This is a genomic window from Streptomyces yamdrokensis, from assembly GCF_053890455.1.
Genome location: NZ_CM132679.1, coordinates 5598167 through 5618859, shown reverse-complemented (window position 1 = coordinate 5618859; position 20693 = coordinate 5598167). Strand labels below are relative to the sequence as shown.

17 protein-coding genes are annotated in these 20693 nt (G+C 71.5%); 3 read left to right on the top strand and 14 right to left on the bottom strand.

Annotated elements, in window-relative coordinates:
* Positions 1 to 200 precede the first annotated feature (200 nt).
* Complete coding sequence (gene nsdA, locus ACWZEH_RS25065; RefSeq protein WP_456193355.1) at positions 201 to 1694, bottom strand: transcriptional repressor NsdA; 1494 nt, start codon at positions 1692 to 1694, stop codon at positions 201 to 203.
* A gap of 445 nt (positions 1695 to 2139) precedes the next feature.
* On the opposite strand from nsdA, the gene ACWZEH_RS25060 reads away from it, so the two are divergent.
* On the top strand, positions 2140 to 2823 hold the full coding sequence (locus ACWZEH_RS25060) for a bifunctional DNA primase/polymerase (protein WP_456193354.1): 684 nt from the start codon (positions 2140 to 2142) through the stop codon (positions 2821 to 2823).
* A 79-nt stretch (positions 2824 to 2902) separates the two neighbouring features.
* On the opposite strand, the gene ftsY is transcribed toward ACWZEH_RS25060, so the two are convergent.
* From ftsY to ACWZEH_RS25035, 5 genes are all read right to left on the bottom strand, one after another.
* Positions 2903 to 4102, bottom strand: coding sequence for a signal recognition particle-docking protein FtsY (ftsY, locus tag ACWZEH_RS25055; RefSeq protein WP_456199812.1), 1200 nt, complete (start codon positions 4100 to 4102; stop codon positions 2903 to 2905).
* Between the two features lie 360 nt (positions 4103 to 4462).
* Positions 4463 to 5881, bottom strand: coding sequence for a sugar porter family MFS transporter (locus ACWZEH_RS25050; RefSeq protein ID WP_456193353.1), 1419 nt, complete (start codon positions 5879 to 5881; stop codon positions 4463 to 4465).
* A gap of 226 nt (positions 5882 to 6107) precedes the next feature.
* Positions 6108 to 9782, bottom strand: coding sequence for a chromosome segregation protein SMC (smc, locus tag ACWZEH_RS25045; protein WP_456193352.1), 3675 nt, complete (start codon positions 9780 to 9782; stop codon positions 6108 to 6110).
* A 253-nt stretch (positions 9783 to 10035) separates the two neighbouring features.
* Positions 10036 to 10239, bottom strand: a complete 204-nt coding sequence (locus tag ACWZEH_RS25040; protein ID WP_456193351.1) for a hypothetical protein — start codon at positions 10237 to 10239, stop codon at positions 10036 to 10038.
* A gap of 379 nt (positions 10240 to 10618) precedes the next feature.
* On the bottom strand, positions 10619 to 10900 hold the full coding sequence (locus ACWZEH_RS25035; RefSeq protein WP_456193350.1) for an acylphosphatase: 282 nt from the start codon (positions 10898 to 10900) through the stop codon (positions 10619 to 10621).
* A 165-nt stretch (positions 10901 to 11065) separates the two neighbouring features.
* Between ACWZEH_RS25035 and ACWZEH_RS25030 the strand changes: the two genes are divergently transcribed.
* Together ACWZEH_RS25030 and ACWZEH_RS25025 are read left to right on the top strand one after the other, a co-directional pair.
* Positions 11066 to 12394 (top strand): CAP domain-containing protein, encoded by a 1329-nt coding sequence (locus ACWZEH_RS25030; RefSeq protein ID WP_456193349.1) that lies wholly within the window; start codon positions 11066 to 11068, stop codon positions 12392 to 12394.
* A 185-nt stretch (positions 12395 to 12579) separates the two neighbouring features.
* Entirely contained in the window at positions 12580 to 12990 is a 411-nt protein-coding gene (locus ACWZEH_RS25025) for a winged helix-turn-helix transcriptional regulator (RefSeq protein WP_456193348.1), read from the top strand.
* On the opposite strand, the gene mutM is transcribed toward ACWZEH_RS25025, so the two are convergent.
* The 8 genes from mutM to recG form a co-directional block, all read right to left on the bottom strand.
* Complete coding sequence (mutM, locus tag ACWZEH_RS25020; RefSeq protein ID WP_456193347.1) at positions 12963 to 13847, bottom strand: bifunctional DNA-formamidopyrimidine glycosylase/DNA-(apurinic or apyrimidinic site) lyase; 885 nt, start codon at positions 13845 to 13847, stop codon at positions 12963 to 12965. The genes ACWZEH_RS25025 and mutM overlap by 28 nt on opposite strands.
* A gap of 168 nt (positions 13848 to 14015) precedes the next feature.
* Positions 14016 to 14894: a ribonuclease III gene (rnc, locus tag ACWZEH_RS25015; protein WP_456193346.1), complete on the bottom strand. Its 879-nt coding sequence runs from the start codon at positions 14892 to 14894 to the stop codon at positions 14016 to 14018.
* A gap of 7 nt (positions 14895 to 14901) precedes the next feature.
* On the bottom strand, positions 14902 to 15075 hold the full coding sequence (gene rpmF / locus ACWZEH_RS25010) for a 50S ribosomal protein L32 (protein WP_003951102.1): 174 nt from the start codon (positions 15073 to 15075) through the stop codon (positions 14902 to 14904).
* Positions 15076 to 15077: 2 nt separating this feature from the next.
* Positions 15078 to 15722: a YceD family protein gene (locus ACWZEH_RS25005; RefSeq protein ID WP_456193345.1), complete on the bottom strand. Its 645-nt coding sequence runs from the start codon at positions 15720 to 15722 to the stop codon at positions 15078 to 15080.
* Positions 15723 to 15925: 203 nt separating this feature from the next.
* A complete protein-coding gene (locus tag ACWZEH_RS25000) occupies positions 15926 to 17035 on the bottom strand; it encodes a cell division initiation protein (protein ID WP_456193344.1) in 1110 nt (369 codons plus the stop codon).
* A 177-nt stretch (positions 17036 to 17212) separates the two neighbouring features.
* Positions 17213 to 17692, bottom strand: a complete 480-nt coding sequence (gene coaD, locus ACWZEH_RS24995; RefSeq protein ID WP_456199810.1) for a pantetheine-phosphate adenylyltransferase — start codon at positions 17690 to 17692, stop codon at positions 17213 to 17215.
* A gap of 26 nt (positions 17693 to 17718) precedes the next feature.
* Positions 17719 to 18306: a 16S rRNA (guanine(966)-N(2))-methyltransferase RsmD gene (gene rsmD, locus ACWZEH_RS24990; protein WP_456193343.1), complete on the bottom strand. Its 588-nt coding sequence runs from the start codon at positions 18304 to 18306 to the stop codon at positions 17719 to 17721.
* A 90-nt stretch (positions 18307 to 18396) separates the two neighbouring features.
* Positions 18397 to 20646: an ATP-dependent DNA helicase RecG gene (gene recG / locus ACWZEH_RS24985; protein ID WP_456193342.1), complete on the bottom strand. Its 2250-nt coding sequence runs from the start codon at positions 20644 to 20646 to the stop codon at positions 18397 to 18399.
* Positions 20647 to 20693: the final 47 nt, after the last annotated feature.

Genomic DNA, 20693 nt, shown 5'->3' with positions numbered 1-20693 from the left:
AACCATCAATCGAGGAACCACGACGGCGAGCACCACATCCGCGAGAGCGGCGCCGGCACAGGTCCTGGGCGCAAAAAACAGAACCGGCCGCGGCGGGCCTTCCGATGACCTGGCACGGGGGAGCCGAGTCGGGCAGTTCGGGAGGGCCGGCCGCGGCCGGGGCTCTGGGTTTTCCCGGGGATCTGCGGGATTCCCGGGTGTCAGACCGCTTCGGCGGTCTCCGGCAGTTCGATGGCGAGCCGCTCGGTGAGGTCGACGACCTCGGCCCGGTCACCGAAGTCGCGGACGGCCGTGGCGACCGTCTTTCGGATACGAGTGTTGACGCGCTCGGAGCGGACCTTCTTGGCCGCCTTGATGGCGTCGGTGGCGAGAACCGCGCCCTGCTCGGGCTCGCGCTGGAGCAGGTGGACGGTGGCCATGCCGATCAGGTTGAGGGCGTACGACCGCTGGTGCCGGTCGGCCTCCGCGGCGAACAGTTCGACGGCCCGTTGCATCAGCGGCTCGGCGAGCGAGGCGTACGTGGGGCTGCGGCCCGCCACGTAGGCGAGGTCGCGGAAGGAGTGGGAGTTCTCGCCGTACAGCTCGGCCTCGGAGAAGAAGCGGATCCAGTCGGGGTCCGGCTCGTCCCACTCGTCGGCCTCGGCGAAGGTGTCCTCGGCCATCCTGACCGCGCGCTTGCACCGGCCGGGCTGGCCCATGTTGGCGAAGGCGCGGGCCTCCATCGCATACAGCATCGACTGGGTGCGGGGGCTCGCGCAGTCACGACTGCCGTACTGCGCGAGATGGATGAGCTCCAGGGCGTCCTCGGGCCGGCCGAGGTGGATCATCTGACGGCTCAGATTCGACAGGATGTACGAGCCGAGCGGCCGGTCCCCGGCCTCCTTCGCCGCGTGCAGGGCGAGGACGTGGTACTTCTGCGCGGTGGGCTGCAGCCCGACGTCGTACGACATCCAGCCGGCCAGTTCGGCGAGCTCGGCGGCGACCTTGAACAGGCGCCGCCGGACCGGGTCGGGCTGGGATTCCTGGAGCAGGTCCGTCACCTCGTGGAGCTGCCCGACGACCGCCTTGCGGCGCAGGCCGCCGCCGCACTGGGCGTCCCACTGCCGGAACATCACGGTGGTGGTCTCCAGCAGGTCCAGCTCCGGCTGGGACAGCCGGCCGCGCGCGCGGCCGGCGGAGACCGGCTCGGGCTCCGGGCGGGACTGCGCCGCGGACGGCGAGGGGACGAGCCAGCGCTGCATGGGCTCGATCAGGGACGGGCCCGCGGAGAGGGCCAGCGAACTCCCGAGGAAACCGCGCCGCGCGAGCATCAGGTCGCTGCGCGAGAACTCGCTGAGCAGGGCCACGGTCTGCGGGCCGGTCCAGGGCAGGTCGACGCCGGTGACGGAGGGCGAGGACCGGGCGGTGCGCAGGCCCAGGTCCTCCACGGACACGACGACGCCGAAACGCTCGGAGAACAGCTCGGAGAGGATCCGGGGGATGGGCTCGCGCGGATTCTCGCCGTCCAGCCAGCGGCGCACGCGCGAGGTGTCGGTGGAGATGTGGTTGGCGCCCAGCCGGCGGGCTCCGCGGTTGACCTGGCGGGCGAGCTCGCCCTTGGACCAGCCGCTGCGGACGAACCATGAGGCGAGCAGCTCGTTCGGACGCTTCTGACTGCTCGCAGCGTTCGTCCCGCCACCGCCGTTGCCGCTCACTGGAACGCCCCCATCCCTGAAAACCACTTGCCGCTGAGTGCGCCAAGCCCTATCAGAATGCCGGTCGTCGGGACCGCCGTCCGGCGGTTCCCACCCTTCGAACGGTATGCCGAGTTGCCTCCGGCATACCCATGAGCGCATGCGCCCCGAGAAGCCGTGCACACAACGTAGCCCCACGATCACGCGTCCAGCCATGGCGAACCCGGAATCGCCACCATTCGCCACCCCATCGAATGAACTCACGGTGGCCGGCTCGCGCTTCACTTGACATGCGACAGCCAAAAGTGGTGCGGCGGTGCACTCGAGGGCGCGCTGCATCGCGCACACCACCCCGGGCGCTTCCGAGCGCCGACTGAGCAGGGCCGCACCGGGAAGTCGAGATACAGGGAGTCACGAGTCGCGCCCGTTGCGTAACCGACGGTGCGTCGGACCCGTTGGAGGGGGCATGGGCTTCACGATCGGTATCAGCCGGGGTATCCGTGACATCCGGTCCGGCTCGCGCCGCCGGGGTCGCGGGTCCAAAGGCACCGCCGTGGCGGAGTACACCGGGCTGTGGGGCTGGGACGTGGTGCCGGGCGCCCGTGCCGCCGCCGGTGCCTGCTCCTGCGGCCGGGCGGGGTGCCGGGCACCGGGCGCGCATCCGCTGGATTTCGCGCCGGAGATCCCCGCCGGGGCCCCGCCGGACGACGTGTCGGAGATCTGGGCCGAGTACCCGGGCGCCGCGATGATGCTGCCGGTCGGGCGGGCGTTCGACGTGATCGAGGTGGCGGAACCCGCCGGGTGCCGCGCCCTGGCCCGGCTCGAGCGCATGGGCCTGCCCGTCGGCCCCGTCGCCGCCACCCCGGACAGCAGGGCCCAGTTCTTCGTCGCCCCCGGCGCCGCCACCGCGCTGCCCGAGCTGCTCTACCGCATGGGCTGGGACGACCCGGCCGCCCTCGACCTGCGCGGCCTCGGGCCCGGTACGCACATCACGGCGCCGTCGTCCGACCGGGGCGGCCTCGGCCCGGTGCGCTGGCTGCGCTCCCCCGCCCTCGACTCGGCACTCCGGCCGCCGGAGGCCCGCCTGATGCTGGGCACGCTGGCCTACGTGGTGCACCGGTCGCAGGCGTGGGCCAACGTGCCTGCATGACGAAGCGCCCGTTCCCGGGTTCCGGAAGCGGGCGCTTCTTCGCGTTTCCATGACGGCCCGCTCCGGCCGCCCCGGGGTCTCACTCCCCGATCAGCGCGTCCACGAACGCGTCCGGCTCGAACGGCGCCAGGTCGTCCGCGCCCTCGCCGAGACCGATCAGCTTGACCGGAACGCCCAGTTCGCGCTGGACGGCGACCACGATGCCGCCCTTGGCCGTACCGTCGAGCTTGGTGAGCACGATGCCGGTGATGTCGACGACCTCGGCGAAGACCCGGGCCTGGACCAGGCCGTTCTGGCCGGTGGTGGCGTCGAGCACGAGCAGCACCTCGTCCAGCGGGGCGTGCTTCTCCACGACCCGCTTGACCTTGCCGAGCTCGTCCATGAGGCCGGTCTTGGTGTGCAGCCGGCCGGCGGTGTCGATGAGCACGACGTCCGCGGCCATCTCCTTGCCCTCCTTGACCGCGTCGAACGCGACGGAGGCAGGGTCGCCGGCCTCCGGGCCGCGCACGGTGTGGGCGCCGACCCGCTCGCCCCAGGTCTCGAGCTGGTCGGCGGCGGCGGCGCGGAAGGTGTCGGCGGCGCCGAGGACGACGGTGTTGCCGTCGGCGACCAGGACCCGGGCGAGCTTGCCGGTGGTGGTGGTCTTGCCGGTGCCGTTGACCCCGACGACCATCACGATGCCCGGACCGCCGGTCTCGTTCTCGGTGTGCACGGTGCGGTCCATGCCGGGGTCGACCAGGGCGATCAGTTCCTCGCGGAGCAGTCCGCGCAGCTCGGCGGGGGTGCGCGTGCCGAGCACCTTCACGCGCTCACGCAGCCGCTCGACCAGTTCCAGGGTGGGCTGTACGCCGACGTCGGCGGTGAGCAGTGTGTCCTCGACCTCCTCCCAGGTGTCCTCGTCGAGGTGCTCGCGGGACAGCAGGGTGAGCAGGCCTTTGCCGAGCGCGTTCTGCGAACGGGAGAGACGGGCACGCAGCCGGATGAGCCGGCCTGCGGTGGGCTCCGGGATCTCGATCGCGGGCGCCTCGGCGGGCGGCTCCTCGACGATGACCGGGGCGGAGCCGTCCGGAAGATCAACCTCCTCTACGGTGCGCCGCGGTTCCTCCCGCGGCGTCTCGGCCTCGTCGCCGACGTGCGGCTCGGCCGGTGGGGCGGTGATGTCGGGGGCGGCGGGTGGCGGCGGGGGCAGCTGCTTCTTGCGGCGGCTGCCGACGATGAGCCCGCCGAGCGCGCCGACCACTACCACGGCGATGACTACAGCAAGGATGACGATGTCCATAACAGCCCCAGTATCAGCCATGGGCACCCCTGCCGTGCCGATGGCGGCCCGTGCGACGCGCCCCGTTCCGTCGGGCGCCCGCGGCCCGATGATCTGACGCCGCGCCGGTCGCGGTCCGTCCTCCACAGCCCGCCCGGCGCACAGCGGAGAAGACGAGGTCACGCCCGCCGAGGTCGTACGTCTCCCTCCGGAACGAGGTGCCGGAGGCGGCACGGCACACCGCCGCCCCGGTCCGGACGGGGTCCGGACCGGGGCGGCGGGTGTACGAGGAGAGGGGCAGCGGGGACTTGAACCCTTCTCCTCGGTCCGGGGGCGGGCCGGCCCGAGGGGGACCCGCCGGCATCGGCCCTGCGGCCGCGGTCAGCCCATTTCCTCCAGGGCCTTGCCCTTCGTCTCCTTGACGAACTTGAGGACGAACGGGATGGAGAGCGCGGCGAACAGGGTGTAGATCACGTAGGTCACCGACAGGTTCCAGTCGGCCAGTGACGGGAAGCTCGCGGTGATGGCCCAGTTGGCGATCCACTGCGCGGCGGCGGCCACGCCCAGGGCGGCGGCGCGGATCCGGTTGGGGAACATCTCGCCGAGCATGACCCAGACGACCACACCCCACGACAGGGCGAAGAAGAGGACGAACACGTGGGCGGCGACCAGTGCGACCCAGCCCTGGGTGGCGGGGAGCTTGCCGTCGACGAGGTCGAACGAGAACGCCCAGGCCTCCAGGGCGAGGCCGATCACCATGCCGACGGAGCCGATGATGGCGAGCGGCCTGCGGCCGATGCGGTCGACGAAGATCATCGCGATGACGGTGCCGACGATGTTGATGATCGACGTGGTGAAGGAGTAGAGGAACGAGTCCGTCGGGTCGACGCCGACCGACTGCCACAGCGTCGAGGAGTAGTAGAACGCGACGTTGATGCCGACGAACTGCTGGAAGACCGAGAGGCCGATACCGACCCAGACGATGGGCTTGAAGAAGAAGCTGCCGCCGAGCAGGTCCTTGAAGCGGGACTTCTCCTCGCTGTGCATCGCCGACTCGATCTCGGTGACGCGCGCGTCCAGGTCGACCTCCCGGCCCTCGACCTCTTCGAGGATCTTCCGGGCGCGCTCGTGCTTGCCGACGGAGATCAGGTAGCGCGGGGACTCGGGGATGGCGAAGGAGAGCAGTCCGTAGAGGACGGCCGGGACGACCATGACGCCGAGCATGAGCTGCCAGGCCTCCAGGCCCAGCAGTTCGCCGCGCTGGTCTCCGCCGGCCGCGTTCAGGATGCCCCAGTTGACCAGCTGCGACACTGCGATGCCGATGACGATCGCGGCCTGCTGGAAGGAGCCGAGCCGACCGCGGTAGGCGGGCGGGGCGACCTCGGCGATGTAGGCCGGGCCGATGACGGAGGCCATGCCGATGGCTATGCCGCCGACGACCCGCCAGAAGGCGAGGTCGTAGAGGGAGAAGGGGACGGCGGAGCCGACGGCGCTGACGGTGAACAGGACCGCGGCGATCTGCATGCACCGGATGCGGCCGATGCGGTCGGCCACACGGCCGGCGGTGGCGGCACCGATGGCGCAGCCGATCAGCGCGATCGCGATGACCTGGGCGAGAGCGGCCGAACCGACGTCGTAGCGGTCGCGGATGGCCTCGACGGCGCCGTTGATCACGGAACTGTCGTAGCCGAAGAGGAAACCGCCCATGGCGGCCGACGCCGCGATGAAGACGACGTGCCCGAGATGATCGGGGTGAGCCGTACCGGCTCCTGACTTCTGTGCCTGCACTGAGCTGGTCACGTGTAACTCCTCGGGCCACCGGCAGCATCGCCGGGTGGGGGGTTCAGCCCTTCGAGGTCCACCTGAAGGTACCTGAAGGTAAATGCGACGCCGACGAGACTATGCCTTCAAGTTCCGAAGTCAAGAGGAGGGATGAGTGGGGAATCAGACAGAGATTTCACGCAATGCCCGCACACGTACGGCAGGATTGAGTTCAAAATGTGAAGTCAACGGGTTCAAGAGGCGGTCAGGATGCCTGGCGGAGGCGCTGGCTGATGACCTTGGACACACCGTCGCCCTGCATGGAGACGCCGTAGAGCGCGTCGGCGACCTCCATGGTGCGCTTCTGGTGCGTGATCACGATCAGCTGCGAGGCCTCCTGCAGCTCCTGCATGAGCCGGATGAGCCGCTGGAGGTTGGTGTCGTCGAGCGCGGCCTCGACCTCGTCCATGACGTAGAACGGGCTCGGCCGCGCCTTGAAGATCGACACCAGCAGCGCCACCGCGGTCAGCGACCGTTCCCCGCCCGAGAGCAGTGACAGCCGCTTGACCTTCTTGCCCGGCGGACGCGCCTCGACGTCCACGCCCGTGGTGAGCATGTTGTCGGGGTCGGTCAGCACCAGCCGCCCCTCGCCGCCGGGGAACAGCCGCGAGAAGACTCCCTCGAACTCCCTGGCGGTGTCCCGGTAGGCCTCGCTGAAGACCTGCTCGACGCGTTCGTCGACCTCCTTGACGACCTGGAGCAGATCCGCGCGGGTCTTCTTCAGGTCCTCCAGCTGCTCGCCGAGGAACTGGTGGCGTTCCTCCAGCGCGGCGAACTCCTCCAGGGCGAGCGGGTTCACCTTGCCGAGCTGCTGGTAGGCCCGCTCGGCGGCCTTCAGCCGCTTCTCCTGCTCGGCACGGACGAAGGGGCGGGTGGCCCCGTCCCGCGGCTGCCGTCCCTCTGCGGGGCCGCCACCCAAGACGTCGGAGCCACCGGGCTGCCCGTCGCCCAAACCGCCCGGACCGCCCGCGTCGGGGGACTGTCCACCCGGCCCGGCCTCGGCGGGCGCTGCCGCCGGTACCGGCTGGTGCGGGCCGTACTCGGCCACGAGGTGGGCGGGTTCGACACCCAGCTCCTCCAGGGCCTTGGTCTCCAGCTGTTCCATCCGCAGCCGCTTCTCGGCGCCGAGCACTTCACCCCGGTGCACCGAGTCCGTCAGCTTGTCGAGGTCGGCCTTCAGGTCGCGCCCCTCGGTCCGCGCGCGGGCGAGCCCCTGCTCGCTGCGGGCCTTCGCCGCCTCGGCGGCGGTGCGCTCCTCGTCGGCACGCGCGAGGGACACCTCGACGTGCGCGAGCAGGTGCCGGGCACCGGCGGCGACGGACCCGGCGACGGCAGCCTCGTGCCGCAGCCGGGCCCGCCGCTGCTCGGCACGCGCGCGTGCCTCGCGTTCCGTACGGGCGGCACGGTCCAGGGAGTCGGCCCGCCCTGCGAGCCCCTTGACGCGCTCCTCGTGCGTGCGCACCTGGAGGCGGGCCTCCATCTCGGTCTGGCGGGCGTTGGCCCCGTCTGCGGCGAGCCGGTCGCGCACGGAGGTGTCGGGCTCCTCGTCGAACGGCATCTCCTCGGCGACGGCGAGCCGTTCGGCGAGTTCCTCCACGTCGTCGAGCGCCTTGTCGAGGGCCTCCTGCGACCGGTCCGCCGCGGCGGCGGACCGCTCCGCCTCCCCGGCGGCCCCACGGGCCTGCCCGGCGAGCCGGCCGAGCTGCTGGGCCACGGAGGACTTCTCCCGCTCGGCCGCCCGGCGCCGCTCCCCCAGTTCCTCGACGAGGGCGGCGCACCGCCCGCGTTCCCCGGTCGCCGTGTGCTGGGCCCGGGCCAGCTCCTCGCACCGCACGGCGAGCTCCTCCAGCTCGGCGGCGGCCTCGTCCACGGAGGCCTGCACCTCCAGCAGGCTCGGAGCGCCCGCCGAGCCGCCGTGCGCGAAGTGCGCGCCCAGCAGGTCGCCCTCGGCGGTCACGGCGGTCAGCTCGGGCCGCTCGCACACCAGTTCCTCGGCGTCCTCCAGGGTGCCGACGACGACGATCCCGCGCAGCAGCCGGCGTACGGCGGGCAGCAGTTCGGCGGGCCCGCGCACCAGATCGGCGGCGTACCGCGGTCCGTCGGACACGCCGGTGAGCGGCTCGGGCGGGCCGTCGGGTACGCCGGTACGCACCGCGTTCGGGCCGGTGGCGAGGAGCAGGGCGGCACGGCCCGCGTCCTGTGCGCGCAGCAGGCGGATCGCCTCGGCGGCGGCGGAGGGGCCGGCCACGGCGAGGGCGTCGGCGGCGGCTCCGAAGGCGGCGGCGAGGGCGGTCTCGTGGCCCGGGGCGACGGTGAGCAGTTCGGCGGCGGGGCCGAGCAGTCCGGTCGGCCTGTCCTGGGCCGCGAGCAGCGCACCGGTGCCGTCCTTGCGGCGCAGACCCAGGGCCAGGGCCTCGTGACGGGCCCGGGTCGCGGCGCGCTCGCGTTCGGCGGCGGTGGCCGCCTCGCGGGCGGCGGTGAGGGCGGTGTCGGCCTCGGCGAGCCGTTGCCTGGCCGCGTCGTGCTGTCCGGCGAGGTCCGCGTCGCCGGCGTCGAGGCCGTCGACCTCGGCCCGCAGGGTCTCGTACTCCTCCTGGGCGGCGGCGGCCCGTTCCCGGGCCTCGTCCCGGGCGGCCGCCAGGCGCTCGATCTCGGCCTGGGCCGCCGCGGCGCGCGAGCGGGCGGCGCCCACCTTTCCGGTGAGGCGGGCGAGTTCCTCGCGCCGGTCGGCGATGGTGCGGGCGGCGTCCTTCAGGCGCCGTTCCTCCTGGGCGAGGTCGCGTTCCAGCTCGGCGCGGTGGGCGACCGTGTCCTCCAGGGCGCGTTCGGCGGCTTCGAGGGCGGCCTCCAGCTCGGCCTCCTGTTCGCGGACCCGGGCGGCCTCGCGTTCCAGGTCCTCGGGGTCACGTCCGCGGCGCTCCTCCGGGGGCGCGGAGGTGGCGCTCTTCACGCGCGCGTCGGCGAGCGAGACGGTGCCGCGCACCCGCTCGGCGAGCTGGGAGAGCTCGTACCAGGTCTGCTGGGCGTTCCGCAGGCTCGGGGTGAGGCGCCGGACCTCGTCCTCGAGGACCGCCTCGCGTTGGAGGGCCTTGCGCAGTTCCTGCTCGGCGGTGTCCTTGCGCTCCTTGAGGGCGGCCTCGTCGGCGATCTCCGCCGTGAGGGCCTCGCGCAGGTGTACGAGGTCGTCGGCGAGGAGGCGCAGGCGGACATCGCGCAGGTCGGCCTGGATGACGGCGGCCCGCCGGGCGACCGCCGCCTGGCGGCCCAGGGGTTTGAGCTGGCGCCGCAGTTCGTCGGTGAGGTCCTGCACGCGGGCGAGGTTGGCCCGCATCGCGTCCAGCTTGCGCAGCGCCTTCTCCTTGCGCTTGCGGTGCTTGAGGACGCCCGCGGCCTCCTCGATGAAGGCGCGGCGGCCCGTCGGGTCGGCGTGCAGGACGGAGTCCAGCTGGCCCTGGCCGACGATGACGTGCATCTCACGGCCGATGCCGGAGTCGGAGAGCAGTTCCTGGATGTCGAGGAGGCGGCAGGTGTCGCCGTTGATCTGGTACTCGCTGCCGCCGTTGCGGAACATGATCCGCGTGATGGTGACCTCGGCGTACTCGATGGGCAGGACCCCGTCGGAGTTGTCGATGGTCAGGGACACCTCCGCCCGGCCGAGCGGCGGACGGCCGGTGGTGCCGGCGAAGATGACGTCCTCCATCTTGCCGCCGCGCAGCGACTTGGCGCCCTGCTCGCCCATGACCCAGCTGAGCGCGTCCACGACGTTGGACTTGCCCGAGCCGTTCGGTCCGACGACGCACGTGATCCCCGGTTCGAACCGGAGCGTGGTCGCCGAGGCGAACGACTTGAAGCCGCGGAGGGTCAGGGCCTTGAGGTGCACGCCGCCGGACTCTACCTGCCCGGGATGTCCCCCTCCATGAACCGGCGGTTTCACGGATGAACACGCAGGGCACATCAAACGTTAAAGACGGTGAAAGGATGCGCGGGGCAAGGATCCCGGGGATCCGGCCGGCACGGGGGTGCGGAGGAAAGAAAGAAGGGACGCCGGAGCGTCCCTTGCACTTCTGACAGCGTGGCGGTGGTGACGGGCGAACCGACCGACCACTGCGTGCCGTGGTGGAGCGGTGCAGTGATCAGGTCAGCGCAGGCTCCGCCTGCCGTGCGTCAACGCTCTCCATGATCCTGTCGTGAGAAGCGGCAGCCGCGAGCTCGTCGTTCTCCGCCTGGATCCGTACGAGTTCGGATTCCAGGTCCTGGACGCGCTGCTGGAGCCGTCGCATCTCGGCGAGGAGTCGCGGGTCGGAGCCGCCGACGTAACCGAGAAGCGCCTTTGCCATGATGAATGGTCCTCCACAATGCGTGACCGACCTGTGCGGTGTGGGTCGTGAGGGATGAGCACCCGCGATGCCTGGCAGACCTGCAGTTGTGCTGCCGTTCAGCCATGCCAAACAGCTAAGGTGCGCGGGGACTTTCAGCGTCTCACCAAAAAGTTTGACGGTCAACACGATCACACGCCGTATCGGCCGATGACCCGGCGCACACGGCCACCGGACGGCCTCGCGGCGCTTTTGGCGGGCCCTCTCGGCGTGGCGGCCGTCGGTGCCGGGGAGCCTCCCACGGCACCCCGGGCCTTGGCAATCACCAGGACTTTTCCGCGCCGGGATGCCGGCCGCGGCGGCCGGCCGGCACCCCGGGGGGCCTTCTGGCGGGGAGGGCTCAGCGGATGGCGAAGCCGTCGTATCCGCCGCGAGGTGTGTCCCAGATCTCGGTGACGCCGTCCACGCGCCCGGGCGTGTCGCCATTCTGGAGCCAGTCGAGCAGTCCGTCACAGTGCTCGCGGGAACCCTCCGCGACCACCTGGACGCGCCCGTCCGCCAGATTGAGAGCAAAGCCACTCACGCCGCCGATCTCCAGCGCCTTGGCCCGCGTGAACCAGCGGAAACCCACACCTTGGACACGCCCCCGCACCCAGGCGACCAGTCGCACATCCTCGCTCATGACTGCAACCTAACCGGACAATGTCACTCGGGACACTCCCTCCCCTGGCGGCATGCGGTACCGTCCCGATCGAATGAATCTCATATGAAACTCACTCAATGGTGTGAGTTTTGTGTTGAACGCGAGGACGAGTCGACCGACCGCCAGGACGAGGAAGGCCAGAACATGGGACGCCACCGACGCTCCGCCGCCGGCCGCGCCGCCACGGGCCGCGCCACCACGGGGGTCACTCAGCACGACGACCTGCACGGCGGAGGCCACGGCTCGCTGGGTGCTCACGCCGAAGACGCTCCGACCATGGGCATCGCCCCTTATCTGAACCCGGAGGCGTACGCCGAGACGGCTGCGAGGAGCGAGGCCTACCTCTTCGCGACGGAGAACGCTCCCGAAGACGGCTACTCGGGGGACTTCACGCAGGGTGGCTTCTTTGGAGGCGCCCACCGGGAGAACCACCAGGGGTACGGCCACCGGGACGACCGCTTCTCCGCGGGCCCGGACCGCTTCGGGTCCGCCGACACGGCCGTGTTCGCGAGTGACGGCCTTTGGCGCGGGGACCTTCCGCAGAGCGGCTCCCCGGACGACGGCTTCACGCCCGGCGAGAGCGACCGGCACGCGGGGGGACGGCGTCGGAAGAAGAAGGCCGCGACCCCGGTCCGCACCGGCCTGCTCGGGGTGTCCGCCGCGGTGGCCCTCGGCACGGTCGCGGTGGCCACGGGTGTGGTGCCCGGCCTCGAGAACTACAAGTTGGGCGGCGACCGCACCCCCGGCGACAGCGTGGAGGCCGCGGGCACCCCGACCAACACGCCCGGCGAACTGGGTGGCACCTCGGGCAGCCTCGAGAGCCCGAGCCGCGACGCCGGCGAACCCGCGAGCCGCGACTCCGACCGCGCCGCCTCCCCCGCGCCCTCGGCGTCGGACTCCTCGGACCCTTCGGACGAGAAGGATACGAAGACTCCGGAGAAGAAGGCCCCCGCCGAAGCCGAAGCTGCGGAGGAGAGGGAGAAGCCTTCGACGACACCGGGCGAGGAGGTGTCCGAGAAGACGACGGCTCCGGAGCGCAGGACCTCTCCGCAGCCGGAGAAGGAGGCGCCCGGCAGCCCGGTGGCCGTCTCCGAGGAGGCCGCCGTCGGAGCCCAGGTGCTCCGGCTGGTCAACCAGGAGCGGGCCAAGGTGGGCTGCAGCCCGGTGGCCGCGAACAGTGCGCTGACCGGTCTGGCCACGGCGTTCAGCAAGGACATGGCCGACCGCGGCTTCTTCGACCACACCGACCCCGACGGCGACACACCGTGGGACCGGGCGTCGGCGGCCGGGATATCCGACCTCGGCGGCGAGAACATCGCCCGCGGCCAGGCCACCGCCGCGGCCGTCATGGAAGCCTGGATGAACAGCCCCGGCCACAAGGCGAACATCCTGAACTGCGACTTCAAGACACTGGGCGTGGGCGTGCACTTCGGCTCCGGCGGCCCGTGGTGGACCCAGAACTTCGGCTACTAGAGGTTCACCCACCAGTCCACCCACCAGAGGGCCGCAGCAGTACGCGCACGGAATCCGGACGGCGGCCCGGGATGTTCCCGGGCCGCCGTCCGGGTTCCCTCGCACTTCTTCACACGGCCTTCCCGGCGCTGTCGTGTGGTGAGTGCGACCTGCTGGTAAGCGCTGCACCGAAGTACGCTGAAGACATGACCACCACGCGGCCGCACCCGGAGGACCCGGCGGCGCAGCGGCTCCCCTACGACGTGTTCGCCAAGGGGTGCCCGTCGCGCGGCACACTGGAGCATGTGACGGGGCGCTGGGGCGCGTTGACGCTCGGGGCGCTGTGCGGGGGATCGCTGCGCTTCAACGAGTTGCGCCGCCGTGTGGACGGCGTGAGCGAGAAGATGCTCTCCCAGACGCTGCACGCGCTGGAGCGCGACGGCCTGGTGCACCGCGAGGCCCAGCCGACCAATCCGCCCCGGGTGGACTACGAACTCACCCCGCTGGGCCATGAGGCGGCACGGCGGGTGCTGTCCCTCATCCATTTCCTGGAGGGCAGGATGGACGACGTGCTCCAGGCCCGCGAGCGCTACGACGAGAGGCGCGGAGCCCGCTGACACTTCGGGCAGAAGTGGCTGGACCGGTTCATCCAGGGCCGTCGGCGCATCGGCGTACCGCAGCGGCGGCAGGGCAGGCCCTCCCGGCCGTAGGCGTCCAGGGAGCGGTCGAAGTAGCCCGATTCCCCGTTGACGTTGACGTACAGGCTGTCGAAGCTGGTGCCGCCCACCGCGAGGGCGGCGTTCATCACGTCCCGGACGTGGTCCAGGAGGAGCTGGGAGCGCGGGCGGGTGAAGGTCTGCGTGGGGTGCTCGTAGTGGATGCGGGCCCGCCACAGCGCCTCGTCCGCGTAGATGTTGCCCACTCCGCTGATCAGGGACTGGTCGAGCAGGGCCCGCTTGATCGTGGTGCGCTTGCGGCGCAGCGCCCGGTGGAAGGCCTCGTCGTCGAAGAGCGGGTCGAGCGGGTCGCGGGCGATGTGCGCGATGACGTCGGGCAGCCCGTCGGGGGTGTTGTCGTGCAGCGAGAGCCCGCCGAAGGTGCGCTGGTCGACGAAGCGGAGCTCGGTGTCGCCCGCCGCGGCAGCGGCTGACGTCCACGTGTCGGTGAAGCGGACGCGGACACGCAGGTGCTTCTCGTCGGCGGCGGTGTGCGGCTGGACCAGCAGCTGGCCGCTCATTCCGAGGTGGGCCAGGACCGACTGGTCCGCGTCCTCGAAGGGCAGCCACAGGTACTTGCCGCGGCGGCTGGGAACGCCGAGGCGGTGGCCCTTCAGCCGGTTCGCGAAGTCGTCGGCGCCGGCGAGGTGGCGGCGCACCGCGCGCGGGTGCAGCACCTCGGCCCCGGCGACGGTCCGGTGGGCGACCCACCGCTCCAGTCCGCGCCGTACGACCTCGACCTCGGGCAGCTCGGGCATGGTTCCTTTTCCCCTCCGGGGACCGGTCCCCACGACCGCGACCCGAGTGCCCGTCCCCTCCCGGGGCGGGCGCTCGGGTCGCGCTCTGCGTGTGTCGCGGGCACCCCGACGCTCGCGGGTGCCGCGTGATCCGCGGACATGTGCGCGGGTGCGCGTACGTACGGATCGTCAGGCGGAGGCCGACGACGTGTCGGCGGCAGGCTCGGCGATCGTCTCCGCACCTGTCCCCGCGCTCGCCTCCACGGCCGGGCCGGCTGCTTCGACGACGGCAGCCGCTTCGGCGCGTTCGTCCGCCGCGGCCCGGATGGACCGCCAGGCGGACTCGGCGGCCTGCTGCTCCGCCTCCTTCTTGCTGCGGCCGGTGCCGGTGCCGTACGAGACGCCTCCGACGCGGGCGGCAGCAGTGAAGGTCTTCTCGTGGTCGGGGCCGGTCTCCGTGACCAGGTACTCGGGCACGCCGAGTCCTTCGGTCGCGGTGAGCTCCTGGAGACTGGTCTTCCAGTCCAGGCCGGCACCGAGGTTGGAGGACTTCTCGATCAACGGGTCGAACAGGCGGTGCACCAGCTCCGCCGCCGAGTCGAGTCCCTGGTCGAGATAGACCGCGCCGATCACCGCTTCGAGGGTGTCGGCGAGGATGGACGCCTTGTCCCGGCCACCTGTGCCCTCTTCACCGCGACCGAGCCGGATGAAGGAACCGAGGTCGAGCCCGCGGCCCACCTCCGCCAGCGCACGCGAGTTGACCACCGCGGCCCGCAGCTTGGCCAGCTGGCCTTCGGGCAGGTCGGGGTGGGTGCGGTACAGCGTGTCCGTGACGACGAGGCCGAGCACGGAGTCCCCGAGGAACTCCAGCCGCTCGTTCGTCGGCAGACCGCCGTTCTCGTACGCGTAGGAACGGTGGGTCAGCGCACGCACCAGAAGGGCGGACTCGAGCCGGTAGCCGAGCCGCCCTTCCAGAAGCGTGTGGGACGAGGCCTGGTTGTTGTCCGCCGATTCGCTCCCGCTCACACGGGGCGACTGCTTCTTGGGCGTGGACACAGTGCCTCTCACCAGCCGCTCAGACCTCGAGGACCTGGCGCTTGTTGTAGGTGCCGCAAGACGGGCACGCGATGTGCTGCTGCTTGGGCTCGTGGCAGCGCTCGCACGCAACCAGGGTGGGGACCGCAGCCTTCCACTGCGACCGGCGGTGGCGCGTGTTGCTGCGCGACATCTTCCGCTTCGGAACAGCCACGGCTACTTCTCCTGCTTCTCGTCGACGCCCGGTTCGGCGCCGCTCATCTCGTCCTTCTCGCCATCTTCGAGTGAACCGGCGAGTCCCTGCAGTGCCGCCCAACGGATGTCGACGGCGTCGTGGTGGTGGTCCGGGTCGTCCGCGAGCCGGGCTCCGCATTCGGAGCACAGGCCGGGGCAGTCGTCCTGGCACACCGGCTGCATCGGCAGTGCGAGCACCACCGCATCGCGCAGCACGGTCTCGAGGTCGAACATGCCGTCCTCGAGGAAAAGCCTGTCCTCGTCGTCCTCGGCGTCGTCGCCCGGTTCCGCCTTCACGCGGCCCCGGTCGTCGGCGTCAGGGTACGAGAACATCTCCTGGTACTCCGCGACGAGCTCCTGCTCGAGCGGCTCCAGACACCTTACGCACTCCCCCTCGGCCGTCGCACGGGCGGTGCCGGTGACGAGCACACCTTCCATGACCGACTCGAGCCGGAGTTCGAGTTCCACCGGGGCGCCTTCCGGCACTCCGATGACTCCCTGGATCCCGAGGTCCCCGGGCGCCTCGATCGAGCGGGTCAGGCGCTGCTGCGCGCCCGGCCTCCGTCCCAGCTCGTGCGTGTCGAACACGAGGGGATTGCGGTGGTCGAGACGGGCGTTCAGAGCCATTCCTGCTTTCGATCTTCGAACTCGGGGATACGCTGCCCCCTTGTGTCCCGGGCAGCGTGGATCGCGGACGTCTACGAAGTCAGCGCAGCGCACACACGACCGATGAGCCAGGATACTGGACCTTCGGCTCTCGTCCCAATCCGGGCCGGTGACAGCCGTGGGAGCGGGTGCCGGGCGGCGCCGGCCGGACCGTGGCCGGGCGGTCAGCCGTTGCCGCGGCCCTGTTCGTAGGCCCGCAGCTGCTCGGCGCTGATCATGCTGGTGTCGAAGAGACTGGTCTCGTCGAGGGCGGCCGGGTTCTGCTGCTGCGGGGCGTAGTCCTGCCGGCCCTGGCCGGGGTCGTAGGCCGGCTGCTGCGGCGTCCCGTAACCCTGGTAGGCGGCGTACGGGTCGGCCTGCTGCGGATAGCCGTACGGGTCCTGCTCCCCGCCGTACTGCTGCTGGTAGCCGCCGTACGGATCGGGCTGCTGGTTCTGCTGCTCGTAGCCGTACGCCTGTTGCTGCTGGGCGTAGTCCTGCTGCGCGGCCGGCGGAGCCTGCCGGGGCTGGTCGGGCACGGCCTGCCGGGGCCGGGCGGGCCGCCGGGCCGGGGCGTCCGCCATGGCCACGAGGTCGGCGAGGTAGTCGGCGTCGCTGGAGTGCTGGACCGTCGTCATGTCCTCGGAGAGGGCGCCCAGGTCGTCGCTGGCGATCCGGCCGTGCAGGGTCTGGCGGCCCCGGCCGACCGCCTCCAGGGTCTTGGCGAGGACCGCCTCGAAGGCGCCGAGCTTGACGTCGACGTATTCGTCGGCACTGCGGCGCAGGGTCTCCGGGTCGTGGCTGCGCTCGGGGGCGTCCTCGTCCTCGTAGCCCTGCTCGTCGAGCCCGGGGCCGGTGCCGAGCAGCTTCTCGCGGCCACGGCCGACGGAGCCGAGGGTCTTGGTGAGGACGACCTCGAAGTTGGCGAGCTTGGAGTCGACGTAGTCGTCGGCCTCCGCACGGACCTCTTCGGCCTCCCGGCGGGCCTCGGTGAGAATCCGGTCGGCCTCGGACTGGGAGCGGCGGGCGACCTCGGTGCCGGAGACCAGGGAGCCGCGCTCGGCGTGCGCGCCCTCGATGATCCGCTCGGCCTCCTGGCGGGCCTGCTCGACCATCTGCTCACGGCCGCCGATGAGTTCCTGGGCCTGGGCGAGGGAGTCGGGCAGCGCCGCGCGCACCTCTTCGAGCATCGAGAGCAGTTCGGCGCGATTGACCACGCACGAGGCCGACATGGGCATCGACCGGGCCCCGGAGACCAGGTCGACGATCTCGTCCAGCTTCTTCTGCACGTCCACCGTGTGCTCGCCACTCTCTACAGCTGTGTTGGAGACGGACGCAACGACTGTACGACCCTGAGGCGGGTGGGGAACACCGCCCGGCGAATTACCCGGAGGCCGGCCCGCTCCCCGGGACCCGGGCCCGCCCGGTACCGTCGCGCGACCGGATTGCGCGCGGGCGGCACTCAGGCGCTCTCAGTCCTTGCGGAGGCGCTCGGAGAGGGCGGAGAGGACCTCCGGGGGCACCAGGTGGGAGACGTCGCCGCCCCAGGTGGCGACCTCCTTGACCAAGGAGGACGACAGGAAGCTGTAGGTGGGGTTGGTGGGGATGAAGAGGGTCTCCACACCCGAGAGGCCGTTGTTCATCTGGGCCATCTGCAGCTCGTAGTCGAAGTCGCTGACCGCGCGCAGGCCCTTGACGATCGCGGGGATGTCGCGCTGCTTGCAGAAGTCGACGAGCAGGCCGTGGAAGGCCTCGACCCGGACGTTCCCGTACTCGGCGGTGACCCGGCCGATCAGGTCGATCCGCTCCTCGACCTCGAAGAGGCCCTTCTTGGACTGGTTGATCATCACCGCGACGTAGACCTCGTCGTAGAGACTCGAGGCTCGGGCGATGATGTCGAGATGTCCGTTGGTGATCGGGTCGAACGACCCGGGGCAGACGGCGCGGCGCACTGGTGATCCCTCGCTCTCCGGTCCGGTCATCGTGCGTCTTCGCACGGAGCGGCGGCGCGACCGTACCAAAACGTTCCCTCGCCGTAACGACGGGAGCGGAGCGCTTCGAAGCCGGGCGGCCACGCGAACTCCCCGCCTCTGGTGCTGCGCTCCACGGTGACGAGGGCCTCGTCGGCGAGCCAGCCCCCGGTACGGAGTGTGAGCAGGATCTCGCGGAGATCGTCGTCGGAGACGGCGTACGGGGGGTCGAGGAAGACGACGTCGTACGGCTCGGCCGGCGGGGGCGTGCGGATGACCTGTTCCGCCTTGCCCGGTCTGACCTCGGCGCCGGGCAGTCCGAGTGCCTTGACGTTGTCCCGGACGGTGCGCACGGCCCGGGCGTCGGACTCGACGAGGAGGGAGTGTCCCGCTCCCCGGGACAGGGCCTCCAGGCCGACGGCACCGGAACCGGCGTACAGGTCGAGGACGCGCTCGCCGTGCAGCGGACCGCCGAGGAGGGCCTGCCAGGTGGAGAACAGGCCTTCGCGCGCCCGGTCGGAGGTGGGGCGGGTGCCGTTGCCCGGCGGTACGCCCAGGCGGCGTCCGCCGGCCCGGCCGGCGATCACGCGGGTCATGTCCTCGTCCTTGTCGTCGGTCGTCGGTCGTCGGTCGTCCTTGGTTCTGCCGGTGCCGACCGGTGTCCGGAGGCCGGCCGGCCCAGTCTGTCAGCCCTTTTCCAGGTACTGCTCCCTCTCGTCGTCCAGCAGGGCCGCGAGCGCGGTACGCAGTCCCGGCAGGCTCGCCAGCTCGGGGTCGGTGGCGACGACCGCGGTGGCCTCCTCACGGGCCTCGGCGATGATCTCCTCGTCGTCGATGACGGCGAGCATGCGCAGGCTGGAGCGGGTGCCCGACTGGGCCTGGCCCAGGACGTCGCCCTCGCGGCGCTGTTCGAGGTCGAGGCGGGAGAGCTCGAAGCCGTCGAGGGTGCCGGCGACCGCGCCGAGCCGCTGCCGGGCCGGGCTCGCCTCGGGCATCTCGGTGACGAGCAGGCACAGGCCTGGGGCCGAGCCTCGGCCGACCCGGCCGCGCAGCTGGTGGAGCTGGGAGACCCCGAAGCGGTCCGCGTCCGTGATCACCATGACGGTGGCGTTGGGGACGTTGACACCGACCTCGATGACGGTGGTGGCGACCAGGACATCGGTCTCGCCGGCGGCGAACCGGCGCATGACGGCGTCCTTGTCGTCCGGCTGCATCCTGCCGTGCAGGACCTCCACGCGCAGGCCGCTCAGCGGGCCCTTCGCCAGGTGGTCGGCGACGTCGAGGACGGCGAGCGGCGGACGCTTCTCGGCGTCGTCCCCGGGAGACCCGGGCTTCTTCTTCCCGGCCTTCCCCGGGTCGTCCTCCTCGTCCCCGATGCGCGGGCAGACCACGTACGCCTGGTGGCCGTTGCCGACCTCCTCGCGGACCCGTTCCCAGGCGCGGGCCAGGAAGTGGGGTTTGTCGGCGGCCGGGACGACATGGCTGGCGATGGGTGAGCGGCCTGCCGGGAGCTGGTCGAGGACGGAGGTCTCCAGGTCGCCGAAGACCGTCATCGCGACGGTGCGCGGGATGGGCGTGGCGGTCATGACGAGCAGGTGCGGGGGCTGTTTGCCCTTGCCGCGCAGGGCGTCGCGCTGTTCGACGCCGAACCGGTGCTGCTCGTCGACGACGACCAGGCCCAGGTCGTGGAACTGGACCTTGTCCTCGATCAGCGCGTGCGTGCCGATGACGAGGCCGGCCTCGCCGGTGACCAGGTCGAGCAGGGCCTGACGGCGGGCGGCCGCGCCCATGGAGCCGGTGAGCAGCACGACTTTGGTGGCGTTCTCCGCCCCGCCCAGCATGCCGCCCTCGGCCAGCTCGCCCATCATCTCGGTGACCGAGCGGTGGTGCTGCTGGGCGAGCACCTCGGTGGGCGCCAGCATGGCCGCCTGTCCCCCGGCGTCGACGACGGCGAGCATGGCGCGCAGGGCGACCAGGGTCTTTCCGCTGCCGACCTCGCCCTGGAGCAGCCGGTGCATCGGGTGTTCGGTGCCGAGGTCGTCGAAGATCTCCTCTGAGACCTTCCGCTGGCCGTCGGTGAGCGTGAAGGGGAGCCGGTCGTCGAAGGCGGCGAGCAGGCCGTCGGGCCGCGGCCTGCGGGCGACGGCGGGGAGCAGGCCGTCGGCGTGGCGGCGTCGGGCGAGGGCGACCTGGAGGACGAAGGCCTCGTCCCATTTGAGGCGGGCGCGGGCGTCCTCGATGTCGGCCCTGGTGTGCGGGCGGTGGATCTTGAGCAGGGCCTCGGGGAGCGGGACCAGACCTCTTCCCTCGCGCAGTGGTCCGGGGAGGGGGTCCACGGCGTCCTGAGCGCGGGGAAGGACGGTCTGGAGCGCCTTGCCGATCTTCCAGGACTCCAGTTTGGCGGTGGCGGGGTAGATCGGGATGAGTGAGCCGGCCCAGGTCTCGACGCTCTCCTCCGGGTCTCCCCGCAGCAGCTCGTACGCGGGATGGGCGAGTTGGAGGCGGCGGTTGAAGACGGAGACCTTGCCGGCGAACATCGCGCGGGTGCCCGGCAGGAGTTCCTTGTGCGGCTTGTGGACACCGTGTCCGAAGAAGACCAGTTGGAGCCTGCCGCTGCCGTCCGTGATGGTGACCTCGAGGCGCTGGCCCTTGCCGCGCGGGGCCTTGGCGGAGGCGAAGGTGTGCAGCCGCGCGTCGGCGACCTGGGCGACCACGGTGACGTGCTCGTCCATGGGGAGGTCGGCGAGATGGGTGAGCTGGCCGCGCTCCTCGTATCTGCGGGGGTAGTGGTGGAGGAGGTCGCCGACCGTGTGCAGGCCGAGGTGCTCGGCCATCACCTTCGCGGTGGGCGGACCGAGCACCGACTTCAGCGGCTGTTGCAGTGGTTCTCGCGACGGTTCTTGCAGCGGTTCTTGCAGTGCGGGCACGGGATCCATTGCACACCACCGCACTGACAAAGCGGGAACACCTGTGCCTCGACGCC